This window comes from Enterococcus sp. DIV1328a (assembly GCF_050536905.1).
GTDB classification, from domain to species: domain Bacteria; phylum Bacillota; class Bacilli; order Lactobacillales; family Enterococcaceae; genus Enterococcus; species Enterococcus faecalis.
The window spans coordinates 1,912,209-1,929,333 of the sequence record NZ_CP172912.1 but is presented as its reverse complement, the minus strand read 5'-3'; the positions used below and the strand labels follow the sequence as shown (position 1 = coordinate 1,929,333).

11 protein-coding genes are annotated in these 17,125 nt (G+C 36.0%); 9 read left to right on the top strand and 2 right to left on the bottom strand.

The genetic code is table 11. The features are described 5' to 3' along the window. Positions 1-11 precede the first annotated feature (11 nt). The 5 genes from sufB (at position 12) to IGL93_RS09200 (ending at position 5,147) form a co-directional block, all read left to right on the top strand. Positions 12-1,406: a Fe-S cluster assembly protein SufB gene (sufB, locus tag IGL93_RS09220; RefSeq protein ID WP_002356769.1), complete on the top strand. Its 1,395-nt coding sequence runs from the start codon at positions 12-14 to the stop codon at positions 1,404-1,406. Between the two features lie 909 nt (positions 1,407-2,315). Then, positions 2,316-3,980, top strand: a complete 1,665-nt coding sequence (locus IGL93_RS09215) for a DUF2075 domain-containing protein (RefSeq protein ID WP_010713219.1) — start codon at positions 2,316-2,318, stop codon at positions 3,978-3,980. A 12-nt stretch (positions 3,981-3,992) separates the two neighbouring features. Further along, on the top strand, positions 3,993-4,304 hold the full coding sequence (locus IGL93_RS09210; RefSeq protein ID WP_010713220.1) for a nucleotide pyrophosphohydrolase: 312 nt from the start codon (positions 3,993-3,995) through the stop codon (positions 4,302-4,304). A gap of 116 nt (positions 4,305-4,420) precedes the next feature. Next, on the top strand, positions 4,421-4,660 hold the full coding sequence (locus IGL93_RS09205) for a hypothetical protein (RefSeq protein WP_010775999.1): 240 nt from the start codon (positions 4,421-4,423) through the stop codon (positions 4,658-4,660). Continuing rightward, the gene (locus IGL93_RS09200) at positions 4,650-5,147 is read left to right on the top strand and encodes a hypothetical protein (protein ID WP_010713221.1); all 498 of its coding nucleotides are present in this window, start codon (positions 4,650-4,652) and stop codon (positions 5,145-5,147) included. The genes IGL93_RS09205 and IGL93_RS09200 overlap by 11 nt, the downstream gene beginning before the upstream one ends. Positions 5,148-5,878: 731 nt before the next feature. Here the strand turns inward: IGL93_RS09200 and IGL93_RS09195 are convergent. Together IGL93_RS09195 and IGL93_RS09190 are read right to left on the bottom strand one after the other, a co-directional pair. After that, on the bottom strand, positions 5,879-6,481 hold the full coding sequence (locus IGL93_RS09195) for a YczE/YyaS/YitT family protein (RefSeq protein WP_002389010.1): 603 nt from the start codon (positions 6,479-6,481) through the stop codon (positions 5,879-5,881). Between the two features lie 85 nt (positions 6,482-6,566). Next, a complete protein-coding gene (locus IGL93_RS09190) occupies positions 6,567-7,346 on the bottom strand; it encodes an SDR family oxidoreductase (RefSeq protein WP_010713222.1) in 780 nt (259 codons plus the stop codon). Positions 7,347-7,761: 415 nt separating this feature from the next. Between IGL93_RS09190 and rseP the strand changes: the two genes are divergently transcribed. The 4 genes from rseP to IGL93_RS09170 all read left to right on the top strand — a co-directional run bounded on the left by rseP (position 7,762) and on the right by IGL93_RS09170 (position 17,094). Then, positions 7,762-9,030, top strand: a complete 1,269-nt coding sequence (gene rseP / locus IGL93_RS09185) for an RIP metalloprotease RseP (protein WP_002362168.1) — start codon at positions 7,762-7,764, stop codon at positions 9,028-9,030. Between the two features lie 71 nt (positions 9,031-9,101). Then, complete coding sequence (locus IGL93_RS09180) at positions 9,102-10,820, top strand: proline--tRNA ligase (protein ID WP_002359769.1); 1,719 nt, start codon at positions 9,102-9,104, stop codon at positions 10,818-10,820. Between the two features lie 250 nt (positions 10,821-11,070). After that, a complete protein-coding gene (locus IGL93_RS09175; RefSeq protein WP_002400824.1) occupies positions 11,071-15,426 on the top strand; it encodes a PolC-type DNA polymerase III in 4,356 nt (1,451 codons plus the stop codon). 210 nt (positions 15,427-15,636) lie between these two features. Beyond that, positions 15,637-17,094: an amino acid permease gene (locus IGL93_RS09170; protein ID WP_002356790.1), complete on the top strand. Its 1,458-nt coding sequence runs from the start codon at positions 15,637-15,639 to the stop codon at positions 17,092-17,094. Positions 17,095-17,125 lie beyond the last annotated feature (31 nt).

Genomic DNA, 17,125 nt, shown 5'->3' with positions numbered 1-17,125 from the left:
GTGACGACGAATTGAGTACAGTACCTGAATTAGAAGAATATAAATTTGGCTTTCACGACGATGTGGAACCAGTCTTTAGTACCGGAGACGGCCTAACCGAAGACGTCGTTCGTGAAATTTCTCGCGTGAAAGGCGAACCAGAATGGATGCTTGACTTCCGTTTAAAATCGTTAGAACAATTCAATAAAATGCCCATGCAAGAATGGGGTCCAGACCTGTCAGATATTGACTTTAGTAAAATTAAATATTACCAAAAACCGAGTGACAAACCCGCACGCGATTGGGATGATGTACCTGATAAAATCAAAGAAACCTTTGAAAAAATTGGGATTCCCGAAGCTGAGCGTGCTTATCTAGCTGGGGCTTCGGCTCAATATGAATCAGAAGTTGTTTACCACAACATGAAAGAAGAATTTGAAAAATTAGGCATCATTTTTACAGATACTGACTCTGCTTTAAAAGAATATCCTGACTTATTCAAAGAGTATTTTTCAAAACTTGTGCCGCCAACAGATAATAAACTGGCCGCTTTAAACTCAGCTGTTTGGTCAGGTGGAACATTTATTTATGTACCAAAAGGCGTTCGAGTTGATGTACCATTACAAACATATTTCCGAATCAACGCTGAAAATACCGGCCAATTTGAACGGACCTTGATTATTGTCGATGAAGGGGCCAGCGTTCACTATGTTGAAGGTTGTACGGCACCAACGTATTCAAGTAACAGCTTGCATGCGGCCATCGTAGAAATTTTTACTAGAAAAGATGCTTATTGTCGTTATACCACTATTCAAAACTGGTCAGATAACGTCTACAACTTAGTAACCAAACGTGCTAAAGCTTACGAAGGTGCCACTGTCGAATGGATTGATGGTAACCTAGGAGCTAAAACAACTATGAAATACCCAAGCGTTTACTTAGATGGCAAAGGTGCCCGTGGCACGATGTTATCGATTGCCTTTGCTGGCGCTAACCAAATCCAAGATACTGGGGCCAAAATGATTCACAATGCGCCGAATACCTCTAGCTCAATTGTTTCAAAATCAATTGCTAAAGACGGCGGCGAAGTTAACTACCGTGGCCAAGTGACTTTTGGCAAAGACAGCGCAGGCTCGATTTCCCACATCGAATGCGACACGATTATCATGGACGAAAAATCAAAATCAGATACGATTCCGTTTAACGAAATCCATAACAGCCAAGTGTCCTTAGAACACGAAGCCAAAGTTTCAAAAATTTCTGAAGAACAATTATATTATCTAATGAGTCGCGGCTTATCTGAAGCCGAAGCGACAGAAATGATTGTTATGGGCTTTGTTGAACCATTTACGAAAGAATTACCGATGGAATATGCGGTTGAGTTGAATCGGTTGATTAGTTATGAGATGGAAGGCAGTGTTGGATAAACCTATTATAGGAGCTAGAACCCTTGATGTATAAGGATTCTAGCTTTTTTATTTTGTCTTGATAGTAGAAATGACCAGCTTTTTACTGATGAGCCATCATATCAGCAAACTCTTGACCAGTTTTCTTAGGGGCGCTGTTCGCAATATCTGTATAGATAGATTACGTTACTTTTCTATTTATGTTGATGAGTCTATTCCAAATGATCAGCAAGCTATATCAGAAGCAATTGAACATCTGAAAGCAATTGCCTATCTGTTCAGCAGAAGGTGGAGAAGGGATTACAGTAAGCTTAAAAGAGCCGCTGGAAACGGAGTACACTCTTACTCTAATTGATGGACAACCAACCCAAGCTAATCATATCTTTGGCAGAATCATACAAGGAATTGAATAGGATAGAGAAACCCACCCCGTTGATATTTGACCGTACTAAGGGTACCCTTTAATTGAGCTACACGGCTCACTTGGGATACTCTTTTTTTGTCTTTTGCAAAAGGTTAATAAATTTTGATAGATGAAACTAAATGAAATTAGGGTTAAGAATGCTGATACAAAGAGATTCTCTGTTTCATTTATGTGGAAATAAAAAAATAGTTTTCTGCTAAAAATAGTTAAAAAGTACTACATAGTTGTGGCAGTTATTGCAGATGAAACAGACCTACAATTATTTCATGTTGTAATACTCATATGAAATATTTGTACAATGTTTCATATCTATAAGTTTTTATTGTTAATTGATTGAGTAGATGCAGAATAAGCTACTCATGAATTAGGGCTTTAGGAGATATTTTAATATAGAGATAGTCACTTCTATTTTTTTATTTAATACACTTAAATAATTAATTATATATCTTATACTTAGTATGATACAATTTATTATAGATAGGAAATTAACAATTGGAGTGAATAAAATGTCAAGTTACAGAGTCATGAATTTAATATTTAAAAATGGGGAAATATCAAATAAATTGGAAAAAATTCATGTTAATGTATTAGAGAATAATCCAGTCACCTATGTTTACTATAATCTTAAAACTAAAAAAATTTATGTTGGAGAGACTAATGGCTTCATTAGAAGACACTATGAGCATCTGATTGAAAGCAATCCGAAAGTGGATTATAGAGATTATACAAATTGCTTAGTCATATACTCCAGTCTATTTGATAAATCGTCCATTCTGGATTTGGAATCATTAATATTGAACTATATGATTGCTGAATCTGATGTGACAAAATTTGTATTAGCTAATGGAAATAATGGACAAACTAAGTTGGTATATAAAAATAAGGAAGAAATATTAACAGAAGTTTTTAATAAATTATGGAATAATGAATTGTATACACTGGGGTTAGTAGATAATCCTAATGTTGAAGAGTTAAGAGAAAGACTTCTGTTTAAGTACTCTCCTTTTAAACAGCTATCATTTAAGCAAAAAGAAATAGTTGATGAAATTGAAAAAAACATAACAAAAAAATATTTAATTGAAGCACCAGCAGGTTCTGGTAAGTCAGTTCTATTTACAAACTTAGCTTTTTCCTTAGCTGAAGTGTATCCTGATTTAAGAATAGGTTTGATAACAACAGGAAATTTAACTAAACAATTTAATTTGATATTTAAGTCGATCGGTCTGAACAATAGATTAATAGTAAAAACAGGTTCTCAACTAATAATGGATGCAAAGAAAAATGAGCAAAAATACGATATTATTATTGTAGATGAAGCTCATAAATTGAAAAAATACTATAGAAAAGGACATCCGAATGCAAGAAGACATCTTGATGAAGGTGATGATGAGATCACTCTTCTTGAAAAATTAACAGATGGATTAGTTCTGTTATATGATCCATATCAAGGTATTAAACCTCAGAATATTAGACCTGCAGAAATAAGAAGCCTTACGAGTGATTATAAAAAAGTTTGTTTAATGCAACAGTTTAGAATCGGAGGAGATAGAGATTTCTCAGGAGAAGATTTTTTAAAAGGAATATTATACGGTTTTCAATTAAGTAATGACAAAAGTTTTAATTCTAAAGTTTTTAAAGATGACTATTTTAAAATTGTAGCCACTTTTAAAGAAGTTATTGACTATGTTGATGATTATTCTCACGCTTATCCAGAAACGACCAATAGACTGATTGCTGGTTACTGCAGAGAGTGGGTATCAAATACTGGGAAAAAAGAAAATAAAGGTAAAAAATTTGAAGAATTGCCATACGATTGGAATATAGATGGTATACAAAAAAGATGGAACTCTACTTATGAAGATTGGGTAAAGAAACCAAACTCAGAAAAGGAAATAGGTTCAATACATGCAATTCAAGGATATGATCTAAACTATTCCGGAGTTATAGTAGGCAATGATATAACAGTAAAAGATGGAAAAATTGTGGCGGTGCCAGAAAACTACAAAGATATCGGCGGGACACCTCTAAAAGAGGGATTTAATTTATCTGAATTAACAGAGTATATATTAAATATTTATTATGTACTACTTTCAAGAGGTATAGATGGTTGTGCTGTTTACTTTGAAGATAAAAATGTAGAGAAACTAGTTAAAGAACGAGTGGGCTTATAGGAGGAATGCATTATGGAAGACTTAATAAAAGAAATTAACCAATTTAGAGATGACAGGGACTGGAGACAATTTCATAATGCTAAAGACCTAGCATTATCAGTTTCTCTTGAAGCTTCAGAATTACTGGAAAACTTTCAATGGAAGTCGAGTGAAGAAGCAATAGCTGATGATTTAGAAAATATTAAAGATGAGATTGCTGATGTGATGATTTATTGCTTGATGTTAGCTGATGATTTAGGTTTGAGTGTGGAAGAGATTATAAAGAATAAGATTAAGAAGAATGGAAAGAAATATACTGTAGAGAAGAGTAAGGGAAAAAGATAAAGGAAGCAATATCAATAACTTTTAATACTTTTGAAAAAAGTTCTTTTTGTAAGCGGGTAGAGTTTAAAAATGAAGAAGCTGGGTATTAAAAAGATAATTTTATATTTGTTGGAAGTATGAATATTAGTATTTTTGAGGCAATGATTTCATCAGTTATAGATAGAATAATGCATAACAAAATAATCAACGATGAGAAAATATTAATTAATTATAAAAAAGAGATGGCTAGTATAGATAAAGAAGCAAAAGAAACTGGTGTAAATCCTTTTAGTATATCAACAAGAACAACGGAATCAATTAATGCCAGATTAAGTATATTCGATAAAATTATTGGAGATAGTATTGATGATTTATGAATTTAATAGTGAGGACACTTTAATTGATATTCAAAGGAATTTTTCGAGAATTGTTGATGTATCAAACAGTCTATCAGATAATTCTTCTAGCTATAGACGATTTTATGAGGAAATTGGTCTAGATTTTAATATAGCCAAGGAATCAATAAAAAAATCAGAGTATTCTTTGTTGATTGATTGTTATACATTTTCGGAAAAATTATTAAAAAATACTATCTATCATTGTCTGGAATTTAAAAATAATAGTAACGATTATGTAAATAATTTTATGTTCAGAAAACTAAATCCAGAGAAGTTTAGTCCTAATCCTAAATTTAAATCTTTAAATAGTAATTTTAAATTTGTTTTAAATCAAAACTTTTCAAAGATTAAAAGTTACGATAGTATGATTCAACCTCGTCATCAATATGCTCATGCTAATATTTATCCTTTAGATATTAAAAATTCAGAGGAGGATTTATTAGAAGTATTGGCTTATTTACATTAGAAAATTTATTTAAATGTATTGTTAAAGACTCTGAAAAATTAAAAAAATTAAAAATCTTTCTAGTAAAGAACGATATAACATAGATATATTTGAATTTGAACGTATAGAACTATTAAATTTTAATATAAATACTGGTTCAGAGTTATCCGAAGTATATAGAAAAATATTAGAATGTCTAGCATGATTGATCTTTTGGTTGATTTTATCTAGAATTTTTTTTCATTTATTACTCTAAGGATTTGGTTATCAAACTTTATTTTTTTATAAGTACAGTCAATTCACACTCTAAAGAGTTACCATAATTCATTTAAAAACTTCTTTAAAAAGAAAAAATACTATAAGGTATCTGAATTGATATGTATAAAATTAATAAAAAATGTTGGGAAATGTCCCAACATTTTTTGCTACCAATAACACATCAAAATTGACCAGATTTTGACCATCCTAATTTGATAATCATTGATAAATATTGAGTCTCTAAACTACTATAAGAACTCTTAAAAACTTGGTTTGATAGTTAATGACACTGGTTGAGAAGTCGTTTCCAATATGGAAGGCTCTGTCGGCTAGTTTTTCACTCTACCAACAAATAATCAACTAAAACAACAACGGAAAGCCAAACAAGAAACATACTAATCATGCTTCTTCAAAGAAGCACAAATAAAAAAGCGATGACTCGAGAAGAAAGTCTCTATGAAGTCATCGCTTTTTCTTATATTTTAGTTAAAAAATTATTTTACTAAAGGTTGAAGTAACTTGTTCCAGAAACTAATGAGTGGGCCAGCACCAAATGCACAAATAATTGTACCAATCCCAATTGGACCACCAGCAATAAAGCCAATTAATAGGACCAACAAATCTTGTGCTTTTCGAACAGAAGCGTAAGGTTTGTTGATTTGTTGACAGATGGTTGGCGCAATCGCATCATAGGGGGATTCGCCTTGATCTGTAGCCATGTATAAGGCGCAGCCAAATGTAAAAATCAGGACTCCGACGAATAAAGAAAGTAGTTTGCCAATTGTTGAGCCTCCTAAACTATTGGCGTAAGGTTGAAGCCAAGTAGAAATCTGTTGAATCAAAATCCCTACTAAAAGCATATTTAAAATAGTTCCTAGACCAATGGCTTTTTTGTTTTTTAAATAGACATAGAATAGAATAAACGCATTGACAATAATTTGAAAAATGCCTAATTGCATACCAAACATTGAAGAAAGTCCGATATTCATAGCAGTGAAAGGATCAACTCCTAAACCTGCCACTCTTAAAGTGGATGCGCCAATCCCGATAATAACTAAACCAATTAAAATTAAAAGAACATTTTTGACTAGTTTCATGATAAGCCTCCTGAATAGATTTTGTGTGTGATAGTACAAAGTCTGCAACAAAAATTCATAGAGAATTTTTGTTGCAGACTACTTTTTAACCAGCTCCGTGTTGGAACGAAGGGTATAGAGACATCCCACCATCTACAAAGAGTGTTGTTCCGGTTACGTATGAGGATTCATCAGAAGCTAACCAAGCGGCCGCAGCAGCTACTTGATTTGGTTTACCAATAATGCCCATAGGAACCATGCTCGTTGTTTGTTTTAACTGTTCGGGATCGGAAAATTTTTCAGCATTAATAGGTGTGTTAATCGCTCCAGGTGCAATACAGTTGGCACGAATACCATATTCCGCATATTCCAAAGCGATTGTTTTCGTGAACATTTCGGTTGCGCCTTTACTTGCCGCATAGTGGGCGAACGTTGGCCAAGGAATTCTTTGGTGAACGGAGGACATATTAATGATTGACCCTTTGATTTTTTGTTCTCTAAATATTCGGAGTGCCTCTCTAGAACCCAAAAAGACACCGTTTAAATTGACATCAATGACACGTTGCCATTCTTTTAATGGCATATCAATTGTCGGAAAAGAAGCCTCCACACCGGCGTTATTTACCCAAATGTCAACATGACCAAACTCTTTTAAAGCGGTTTCAGCTAACGCTTTAATATCTTCTTCATTAGAGACATCAGCCTTCACGAATTTTACGCGGTCTGCGTGCTTGGCTTGAACATCTTCAAATTCTTTAGGCAGCTCACCGACATAGTCAGCAACAACATTCATACCTTCTAAGATATAACGCAGAGTAATAAATAATCCTAAACCCGTAGCTGCACCAGTGACAACGGCCACTTTACCATGTAATTCTCCATACATTGATTCATTCCCCCTAAAATTACTATTAATACTTTCATGGTAGCACATGTCAATCAGCGTGTTGATAAAATACGACAAACTGTCGGAAAAGTTTATGGTCTAAAGTTAGCTACTATTGTTGAAGGTCTTTAAAAAAATACTGGTCGTAGTAATCAATTCCTCTCATTTATAGAGTTTTCTAAAAAAACACAAAATATCTAGGCGAAGTGGTCAAGTCCAATGGTTATTTATGAGTGAATATGCTAAAATAAAACTTGTCTTACATAAGGAAAGATTTGTTCACTAACAGTGGCGACTGTTCTCAGTAAACAGTTGCACTGGTTTATCGGGAAGGGAACAGAGCAAGTTTTACGAGACTTTCCCATGTAATAATAAAAAGCACTGAACGTCAGTGAATGAAGGAAGAAGGACATCTATGAAAACAATTATCACATTCATTATTGTCTTCGGTATTCTTGTCCTCGTACATGAATTTGGCCACTTTTATTTTGCAAAACGAGCGGGTATTTTAGTTCGTGAGTTTGCAATCGGAATGGGACCAAAGATTTTTGCGCATCGTGGAAAAGATGGCACCACTTATACGATTCGCTTATTGCCAATTGGTGGCTATGTGCGAATGGCTGGGATGGGCGAAGACATGACAGAAATCACACCAGGTATGCCTCTATCTGTTGAGTTAAATGCCGTGGGTAATGTGGTTAAAATTAATACAAGTAAAAAAGTACAATTACCTCATAGTATTCCGATGGAAGTCGTTGATTTTGATCTTGAAAAAGAATTATTCATCAAGGGCTATGTCAATGGAAACGAGGAAGAAGAAACCGTTTATAAAGTTGACCATGATGCAACGATTATTGAAAGTGATGGAACCGAGGTGCGGATTGCGCCACTTGACGTTCAATTTCAATCAGCGAAATTATCGCAACGCATTTTGACGAACTTTGCGGGACCCATGAATAACTTTATCTTAGGGTTTATTCTGTTTACGTTAGCGGTCTTTCTACAAGGAGGCGTTACTGATTTAAACACGAATCAAATTGGACAAGTGATTCCTAATGGCCCAGCCGCAGAAGCTGGGTTGAAAGAAAACGATAAAGTCTTATCGATTAATAATCAAAAAATCAAAAAATACGAAGATTTTACAACCATTGTGCAGAAGAACCCCGAAAAGCCGTTAACGTTCGTAGTTGAGCGTAACGGCAAAGAAGAGCAACTAACAGTGACACCAGAAAAACAAAAAGTGGAAAAACAAACGATTGGTAAAGTCGGCGTTTATCCTTATATGAAAACCGATTTACCGTCAAAATTGATGGGCGGTATTCAGGATACTTTAAATAGTACGACACAGATTTTTAAAGCACTCGGCTCACTATTCACCGGTTTTAGCTTAAACAAACTAGGTGGGCCAGTCATGATGTTTAAATTATCGGAAGAAGCATCCAATGCTGGAGTAAGTACAGTTGTATTCTTAATGGCCATGTTGTCAATGAACTTAGGGATTATTAATTTGTTGCCGATCCCAGCTTTAGATGGCGGGAAAATTGTCTTAAACATTATTGAAGGTGTACGTGGAAAACCAATTAGTCCTGAAAAAGAAGGCATCATTACGTTAATTGGCTTTGGGTTTGTCATGGTGTTAATGGTGTTAGTTACTTGGAACGATATTCAACGCTTTTTCTTTTAAGGAGAAAGCTTAAGTAAAAAAGTGTGTAAAGAAATCAAAAATAGTTGATTTTAAAATAGAGGAGAGTTTTAATGAAACAGTCAAAAATGTTAATTCCAACGTTAAGAGAAGTACCAAATGATGCAGAAGTCTTAAGTCATCAAATTCTGTTGCGCGCAGGCTATATTCGTCAAGTCGCTGCAGGGATCTATTCTTATTTACCTTTAGCCAATCGTGTTTTAGAAAAATTAAAAACGATTATGCGAGAAGAATTTGAGAAAATTGATGCAGTTGAAATGTTAATGCCTGCGTTATTACCAGCAGAACTTTGGAAAGAATCAGGCCGTTATGAAACTTATGGACCTAACTTGTATCGCTTAAAAGATCGCAATGACCGTGACTATATCTTAGGCCCAACGCATGAAGAAACCTTCACAGAATTAATTCGTGATGAAATCAATTCTTACAAACGATTACCTTTGAATTTATACCAAATTCAAACAAAATATCGTGATGAAAAACGCCCTCGTTCTGGCTTATTAAGAGGCCGTGAATTTATCATGAAAGATGGCTATTCTTTCCATGCCGATGAAGCTAGTTTAGATCAATCATACCGTGATTACGAAAAAGCTTACTCACGCATTTTTGAACGCTGTGGACTAGAATTCCGTGCCATTATTGGGGACGGTGGTGCCATGGGTGGTAAAGATTCTAAAGAATTTATGGCGATTTCTGAAATTGGGGAAGATACTATTTGTTATTCAACAGAAAGTGATTATGCTGCCAATTTAGAAATGGCAACAAGTCTTTATACGCCGAAAAAATCACATGAAACACAATTAGATTTAGAAAAAATTGCAACACCAGAAGTGGGTACAATTGCCGAAGTGGCAAACTTCTTTGAAGTTGAGCCACAACGTATTATTAAATCAGTACTATTTATTGCCGATGAAGAGCCAGTAATGGTCTTGGTTCGTGGCGATCATGATGTCAATGATGTCAAATTGAAAAACTTCTTAGGCGCTGATTTCTTAGATGAAGCAACAGAAGAAGATGCTCGCCGTGTCTTAGGAGCGGGCTTTGGTTCAATTGGTCCAGTCAATGTTTCCGAAGATGTTAAAATTTATGCAGATTTAGCTGTTCAAGATTTAGCCAACGCCATTGTTGGAGCTAACGAAGATGGCTATCATTTGACAAATGTAAATCCAGATCGTGATTTCCAACCAATTAGTTACGAAGATTTACGCTTTGTTCAAGAAGGCGATCCTTCTCCTGATGGCAATGGTGTCTTAGCCTTTACCAAAGGAATCGAAATTGGTCATATCTTCAAATTAGGAACGCGTTACAGTGATGCTATGGGCGCAACAGTTTTAGATGAAAACGGTCGTGAAAAATCAGTGATCATGGGTTGCTATGGCATCGGCGTTAGTCGTTTACTTTCAGCAATCGTTGAACAAAATGCAGACGAGCGTGGTATTAATTGGCCAACAGGGATTGCGCCATTTGATTTACACGTGGTCCAAATGAATGTGAAAGATGAGTATCAAACAAAACTATCACAAGAAGTTGAAGCAATGATGACCGAAGCGGGCTACGAAGTATTAGTTGATGACCGCAACGAGCGCGCAGGCGTAAAATTTGCTGATGCTGATTTAATTGGTTGTCCAATCCGTATCACAGTCGGTAAAAAAGCAGTCGATGGTGTGGTAGAAGTCAAAATCAAACGTACTGGTGAAATGTTGGAAGTACGCAAAGAAGAATTAGAAAGCACACTTTCTATTTTGATGAACACAACATCAGAAGTGGAATAATAATGAAAAGGGCGGACAGAATGATTAGGATAAACTGTTTCCGCCACTTATCAGCGTTTAAGCTTGAAGCAAAAATCTAAAGTGATTTTTGCTTCAAGCTCTTCTTAGCTCTTTTTAGAAAAGAAACAAGATTGTTTTTTTACAAAAAACGAGTATACTTAATAGAGAAGCGAATGCAGAGAAACCGAAAAAAGGCACTTGACAGATTTGTCTGAGGGCCTTTTTTCAATGATAGAAGGAGGTTCATTTTGTGACAGAAAAAGCACGCGATTTATTTGATAAACTGATGACGCAAATTCAGTTAGATGACACAGCGAAAGAACATCCCTTAATTCAAAATGGCCGGATTGACAAGGTCATTGTTCACCAACAAAGTCGCTTATGGGAATTTCATTTAAGTTTTGATGAATTGATGCCAGTGATGCTATATCAAACATTTATGCAACAATTGGAACTAGCTTTTCAACAAATTGCACAGGTTTCCGTTCAAATAACCACAAATCAGACAACATTTACTGAGGAACAATTAACGGATTATTGGCAATTGGCCTTGTTAAATAGTCAATGCAATACACCGTTAGTTCAGAAAGTCTTAAAAACACAGACACCACAATTTGAAGATCGGAAAATTATCTTACCTGTTGATAATGAAGCAGTTATTCCTTATTTGAAGCAACAATATTTACCAATTATTGAGGAACTTTATTTCTCTTACGGGTTTCCTAAATTTCATATTGAACCAAAAATGGATCAACAGCAAGCTGCAGAAGTGCTGAAAAAGTTTGAAGAGCAAAAATTAGAACAAGCCGCAGCCTTTCAACAACAAGCTGCTGAATCGCTTGTTAAACATGAACAAATGAAAAAAGAAAAACAACAACAAGCGCCTGCGTTTGATGGTCCAATTCGTTTAGGGCGGAATATTCCCAATGATGAACCCATTATGCCAATGGGAAATATACTGGAAGAAGAACGTCGGATAACGATTGAAGGCTTTATTTTTGATAAAGAAGTGCGTGAATTGCGTTCTAAACGAAAAATTTTAATTTTGAAAATTACTGATTATACTTCCTCTTTCGTGGTGAAGAAATTTTCGAATGGGGAAAAAGATGAACAAGTTTTTGATGCGATTCAACCGCAAAGTTGGATTCGTGTTCGTGGTAGTGTACAAGAAGATACCTTCATGCGTGATTTAGTCATGAATGCCCAAGATTTGATGGAAGTCGCCCATGCGCCAAGAAAAGACTACGCGCCAGAAGGTGAAAAACGTGTAGAATTACACATGCATAGTAACATGAGTACAATGGATGCGACCAATAAAGTCGGTGACTTGGTGGCGCAAGCGGGAAAATGGGGGCACAAGGCCATCGCAATTACGGATCATGGCGGAGCCCAAGCGTTTCCTGATGCCCATGCTGCAGGTAAAAAAGCAGGCGTTAAAATTTTATACGGCGTGGAAGCCAATATTGTTGATGATGGTGTACCTATTGCTTACAACGAAGAACATATTGAATTAACAGATGCTACCTATGTGGTCTTTGACGTGGAAACAACGGGGCTTTCCGCTGTTTATGATACAATTATTGAATTGGCCGCTGTCAAAATGCACAAAGGAAATGTCATTGAGACATTTGAGCAATTTATTGATCCTGGCCATCCATTATCTCAAACAACGATCAATTTAACTGGGATTACAGATGAAATGGTGCGCGGTTCAAAATCCGAAGAAGAAGTTTTACGCATGTTTAAAGAGTTTTCAGAAGGAACTATTTTAGTGGCCCACAACGCTTCTTTTGATATGGGATTCTTAAACACAAGTTATGGCAAACATGGAATACCTGAAGCGGCTAATCCCGTCATCGATACATTAGAATTATCCAGATTCTTGTATCCACATTTCAAAAGCCATCGTCTAAATACCTTATCGAAAAAATTTGGCGTCAACTTAGAACAACATCACCGCGCCATCTATGACTCGGAATCAACGGGTCATTTGTGCTGGATTTTCTTAAAAGAAGCGAAAGAGAATCATGATATGCATTTCCATGATGATTTGAATCGTCATATTGGCGAAGGAGACTCATACAAACGAGCTCGACCTTTCCATGCAACGATTTTAGCAACAACTCAAGCAGGATTAAAAAATCTTTTTAAATTGATTTCCATGTCCAATGTAGATTATTTTTTCCGAGTACCACGGATTCCTCGTTCGCAATTATCGAAGTTAAGAGAAGGGCTTTTAATTGGTTCCGCATGTTCAAACGGCGAAATTTTTGAAGCAATGATGCAAAAAGGTGTCGAAGAAGCAAAAAATCGTGCCAAATTCTACGATTATATTGAAGTTATGCCCAAACCAGTTTACGCGCCATTAATTGAACAAGAATTGGTGAAAAATGAAGCAGATTTGGAAGAAATTATTAGTAATCTAGTGAAAATCGGTGACGAACTTGGCAAGCTGGTTGTCGCCACTGGAAATGTTCATTATTTAAATGAAGAAGATGCCATCTATCGGAAAATTTTAGTCGGGTCTATGGGTGGCGCTAATCCGTTAAATCGCCATAGTTTACCAAAGGTTCATTTCAGAACCACCGATGAAATGTTAACGGAATTCCAATTTTTAGGACAAGACGTCGCTAAGCGAATTGTAGTAGAAAATCCCAACAAAGTCGCTGATTTATGTGAAGAAGTTATTCCAGTAAAAGACGATTTGTATACGCCAAAAATTCCTGGGTCTGAACAAGAAATCACTGATTTAAGCTACAATCGTGCGCGCGAATTGTATGGCGATCCTTTACCAGAAATTGTCGAAAAACGGTTAGAAAAGGAACTGAATTCGATTAACGGGAATGGTTTCTCGGTCATTTATTTAATTTCTCAAAAACTGGTGCATAAAAGTAATGAAGACGGCTATTTAGTCGGTTCACGGGGCTCTGTCGGTTCGAGTTTTGTTGCGACAATGACAGGGATTACTGAAGTAAATCCTTTAGCGCCACATTATTATTGTCCTGAGTGTCAATATTCTGAGTTCTATGAAGATGGTTCCTATGGTTCAGGGTTTGATATGCCTGAAAAAGCCTGTCCAAAATGTGGTGCTCGATTGTTTAAAGATGGTCACGACATTCCTTTTGAAACGTTCTTAGGGTTCCATGGCGACAAAGTTCCCGATATCGATTTGAACTTTTCTGGCGATTATCAAGCCGAAGCCCATAACTACACGAAAGTTCTTTTTGGTGAAGAATATGTCTATCGGGCAGGAACCATTGGTACAGTAGCTGACAAAACAGCGTATGGCTTTGTTAAAGGATATGAAAGAGATCATAATTTACATTTGCGTGGTGCTGAAATTGATCGCTTAGCCAAAGGTTCAACAGGGGTTAAACGGACGACTGGGCAGCATCCCGGCGGTATTATTGTAATTCCTGATTACATGGATGTTTATGACTTTACGCCAATTCAATACCCTGCTGATGATCAAGAGGCAGAATGGAAAACGACGCACTTTGATTTCCATTCCATTCACGATAATATTTTAAAACTTGATATTCTGGGACATGATGATCCAACCGTGATTCGGATGTTACAAGATTTATCTGGGATTGAGCCAAAAACCATCCCAACAGACGATCCAGAAGTGATGCGTATTTTTGAAGGACCTGAGGTTCTAGGTGTGGATGCAGAGCAAATTTATTCTAAAACAGGAACGTTAGGAATTCCTGAATTTGGAACACGTTTCGTTCGAGGCATGTTAGAGCAGACCCATCCATCAACTTTTGCAGAATTACTTCAAATTTCTGGACTGTCTCACGGAACCGATGTGTGGCTAGGGAATGCAGAAGAGTTGATTCGCCGTGGCGAAGCCAATCTTGCTGAAGTAATTGGTTGTCGGGATGATATCATGGTATATTTAATTCATGCTGGTTTGGACAGTGGGATGGCCTTTAAGATTATGGAAACGGTACGTAAAGGACAATGGAATAAGATTCCTGATGAACTACGGGATACGTATTTAAATGCGATGAAAGAAAACAACGTCCCTGACTGGTATATTGATTCTTGTTCTAAAATTAAATATATGTTCCCGAAAGCCCATGCGGCAGCATACGTATTAATGGCGTTGCGGGTCGCTTACTTTAAAGTTTATTTCCCAATCTTATATTACTGTGCATTTTTCTCCGTTCGGGCGGATGACTTTGACTTAGTGGCAATGTCACAAGGGAAAGAAGCTGTGAAAGCACGAATGAAAGAAATTACGGACAAAGGGATGGACGCCTCCACTAAAGAGAAGAACTTATTAACGGTTTTAGAATTATGTAATGAAATGCTGGAACGGGGCTATAAATTTGGCATGATTGATTTGTACAAATCGGACGCTGAAAATTTTGTGATTGAAGGGGATACCTTGATTGCACCTTTCCGAGCAGTGCCAAGTTTAGGACTCAACGTAGCGAAAGCCATTGTCGCTGCGCGAGAAGAGCAACCGTTCTTGTCGAAAGAAGATTTGGCAACACGAGGCAAAGTTTCTAAAACGTTAATTGAATACATGAATGAAAATGGTGTCTTAAAAGACTTGCCAGATGAAAACCAATTATCATTATTTGATATGTTATAAAAGAAAAATCTCTTAGAAAAAGGCCGGTGAAGCAACTTATTCACCGGCCTTTTTTAGTCATCAAATAAATTAGAAAATCATTGCTAGAAGCGTTTTAATTACTTATTAAAAAGCCATCTTTATTTAATTATGTTGAGCTTGTGCATAAAAAGTAAAATGCTTATGATAAATGAAGAGCTTTATTTTTTTAATAAGAAAGGAATTGGTTATATGGACAAAAAGCAATTACGATGGTTCACCGTCGGGTTAATTGCCTTTAACATGGTCTGGGGTCTTGGAAATGTTGTGAATAATTATGCACAACAAGGGATTTCAGTGGTCACTTCATGGCTTTTGATTTTAGTTTTATATTTTATTCCCTATGCGTTAATCGTAGGACAGTTAGGTTCAACATTTAAAGACAGTAATGGTGGGGTTAGTTCGTGGGTGCAAAATACCAGTACTAAACGTCTAGCCTATTATGCAGCATGGACTTATTGGGTAGTGCACATTCCTTACTTGGCACAAAAACCACAAGCAATTTTAATTGCCTTAGGTTGGGCAGTTCAAGGGAATGGAAACTTAGTCAATACGATGCCAATCGTAACGGTATCATTTATTTCATTAATAATTTTCTTGGTTTTCTTGTTATTATCAACAAAAGGGTTAACCACCTTAAAAGTTATTGGTGGTTTAGCTGGAACCGCCATGTTTGTGATGTCTATTTTATTCATTTTATTAGCGGTAGGCGCACCATTTATTAATTCAACGGTTGAATTTGCGACGCCAAACATGTCACAAGTCAGCACCTACATTCCTAAATTTGACTTTAGTTATTTTACAACCGTATCAATGTTAGTTTTTGCGGTAGGTGGCGCTGAAAAAATTTCTCCTTACGTAAATGCAACTAAAAATCCAGCCAAAGAGTTCCCTAAAGGAATGATTTTCCTAGCAGCAATGGTTGGTTTATCGGCTGTTTTAGGTTCATTTGCAATGGGCATGTTATTCTCAAGTGACAATATTCCTAAAGATTTAATGGCAAATGGTGCCTACAGTGCCTTCCAAAAATTAGGCGCATATTATGGTGTCGGTAATCTCTTAATGATTGTTTATGCTTTGACGAATACAGTGGGTCAAGTGGCTGCGTTAGCCTTTTCAATTGATGCTCCACTGAAAATTCTTTTAGCTGAAGCAGATCCAGAATTTGTTCCAAGTTGGTTACGTAAACGTACGAAAAAAGGTACGTTAATTAATGGTTACTTATTAACAGGTATTTTAGTAAGTATTATTATCGCTTTACCGATGTTTGGGTTGAAGGACATGAACGAAGTGGTTAAATGGCTAACTAACTTAAATTCTGTAGTTATGCCAATGCGTTACTTGTGGGTCTTCTTTGCCTATATGCTTCTAAACAAAGCATACAAACAATTTAATTCAGAATATAAATTTGTTAAAAATCCTAAAATTGGTTTTGTGTTTGGTCTCTGGTGTTTCCTATTTACAGCCTTTGCTTGTATCCTAGGAATGGTGCCTAAATTTGAGTATGCCTCAGACCCTCAAGGCTGGTTGTTCCAATTAGCTTCTAACATTGTGACACCAATCGTCTTAATTCTATTAGGAATGATTTTACCAGCAATTGCACGTCGCGAGAAAAAAGACACGATTTTGCCAATTGATTCAGCAGAATAATTGGTTACATGTCCCAAGGATAAAATAGTCA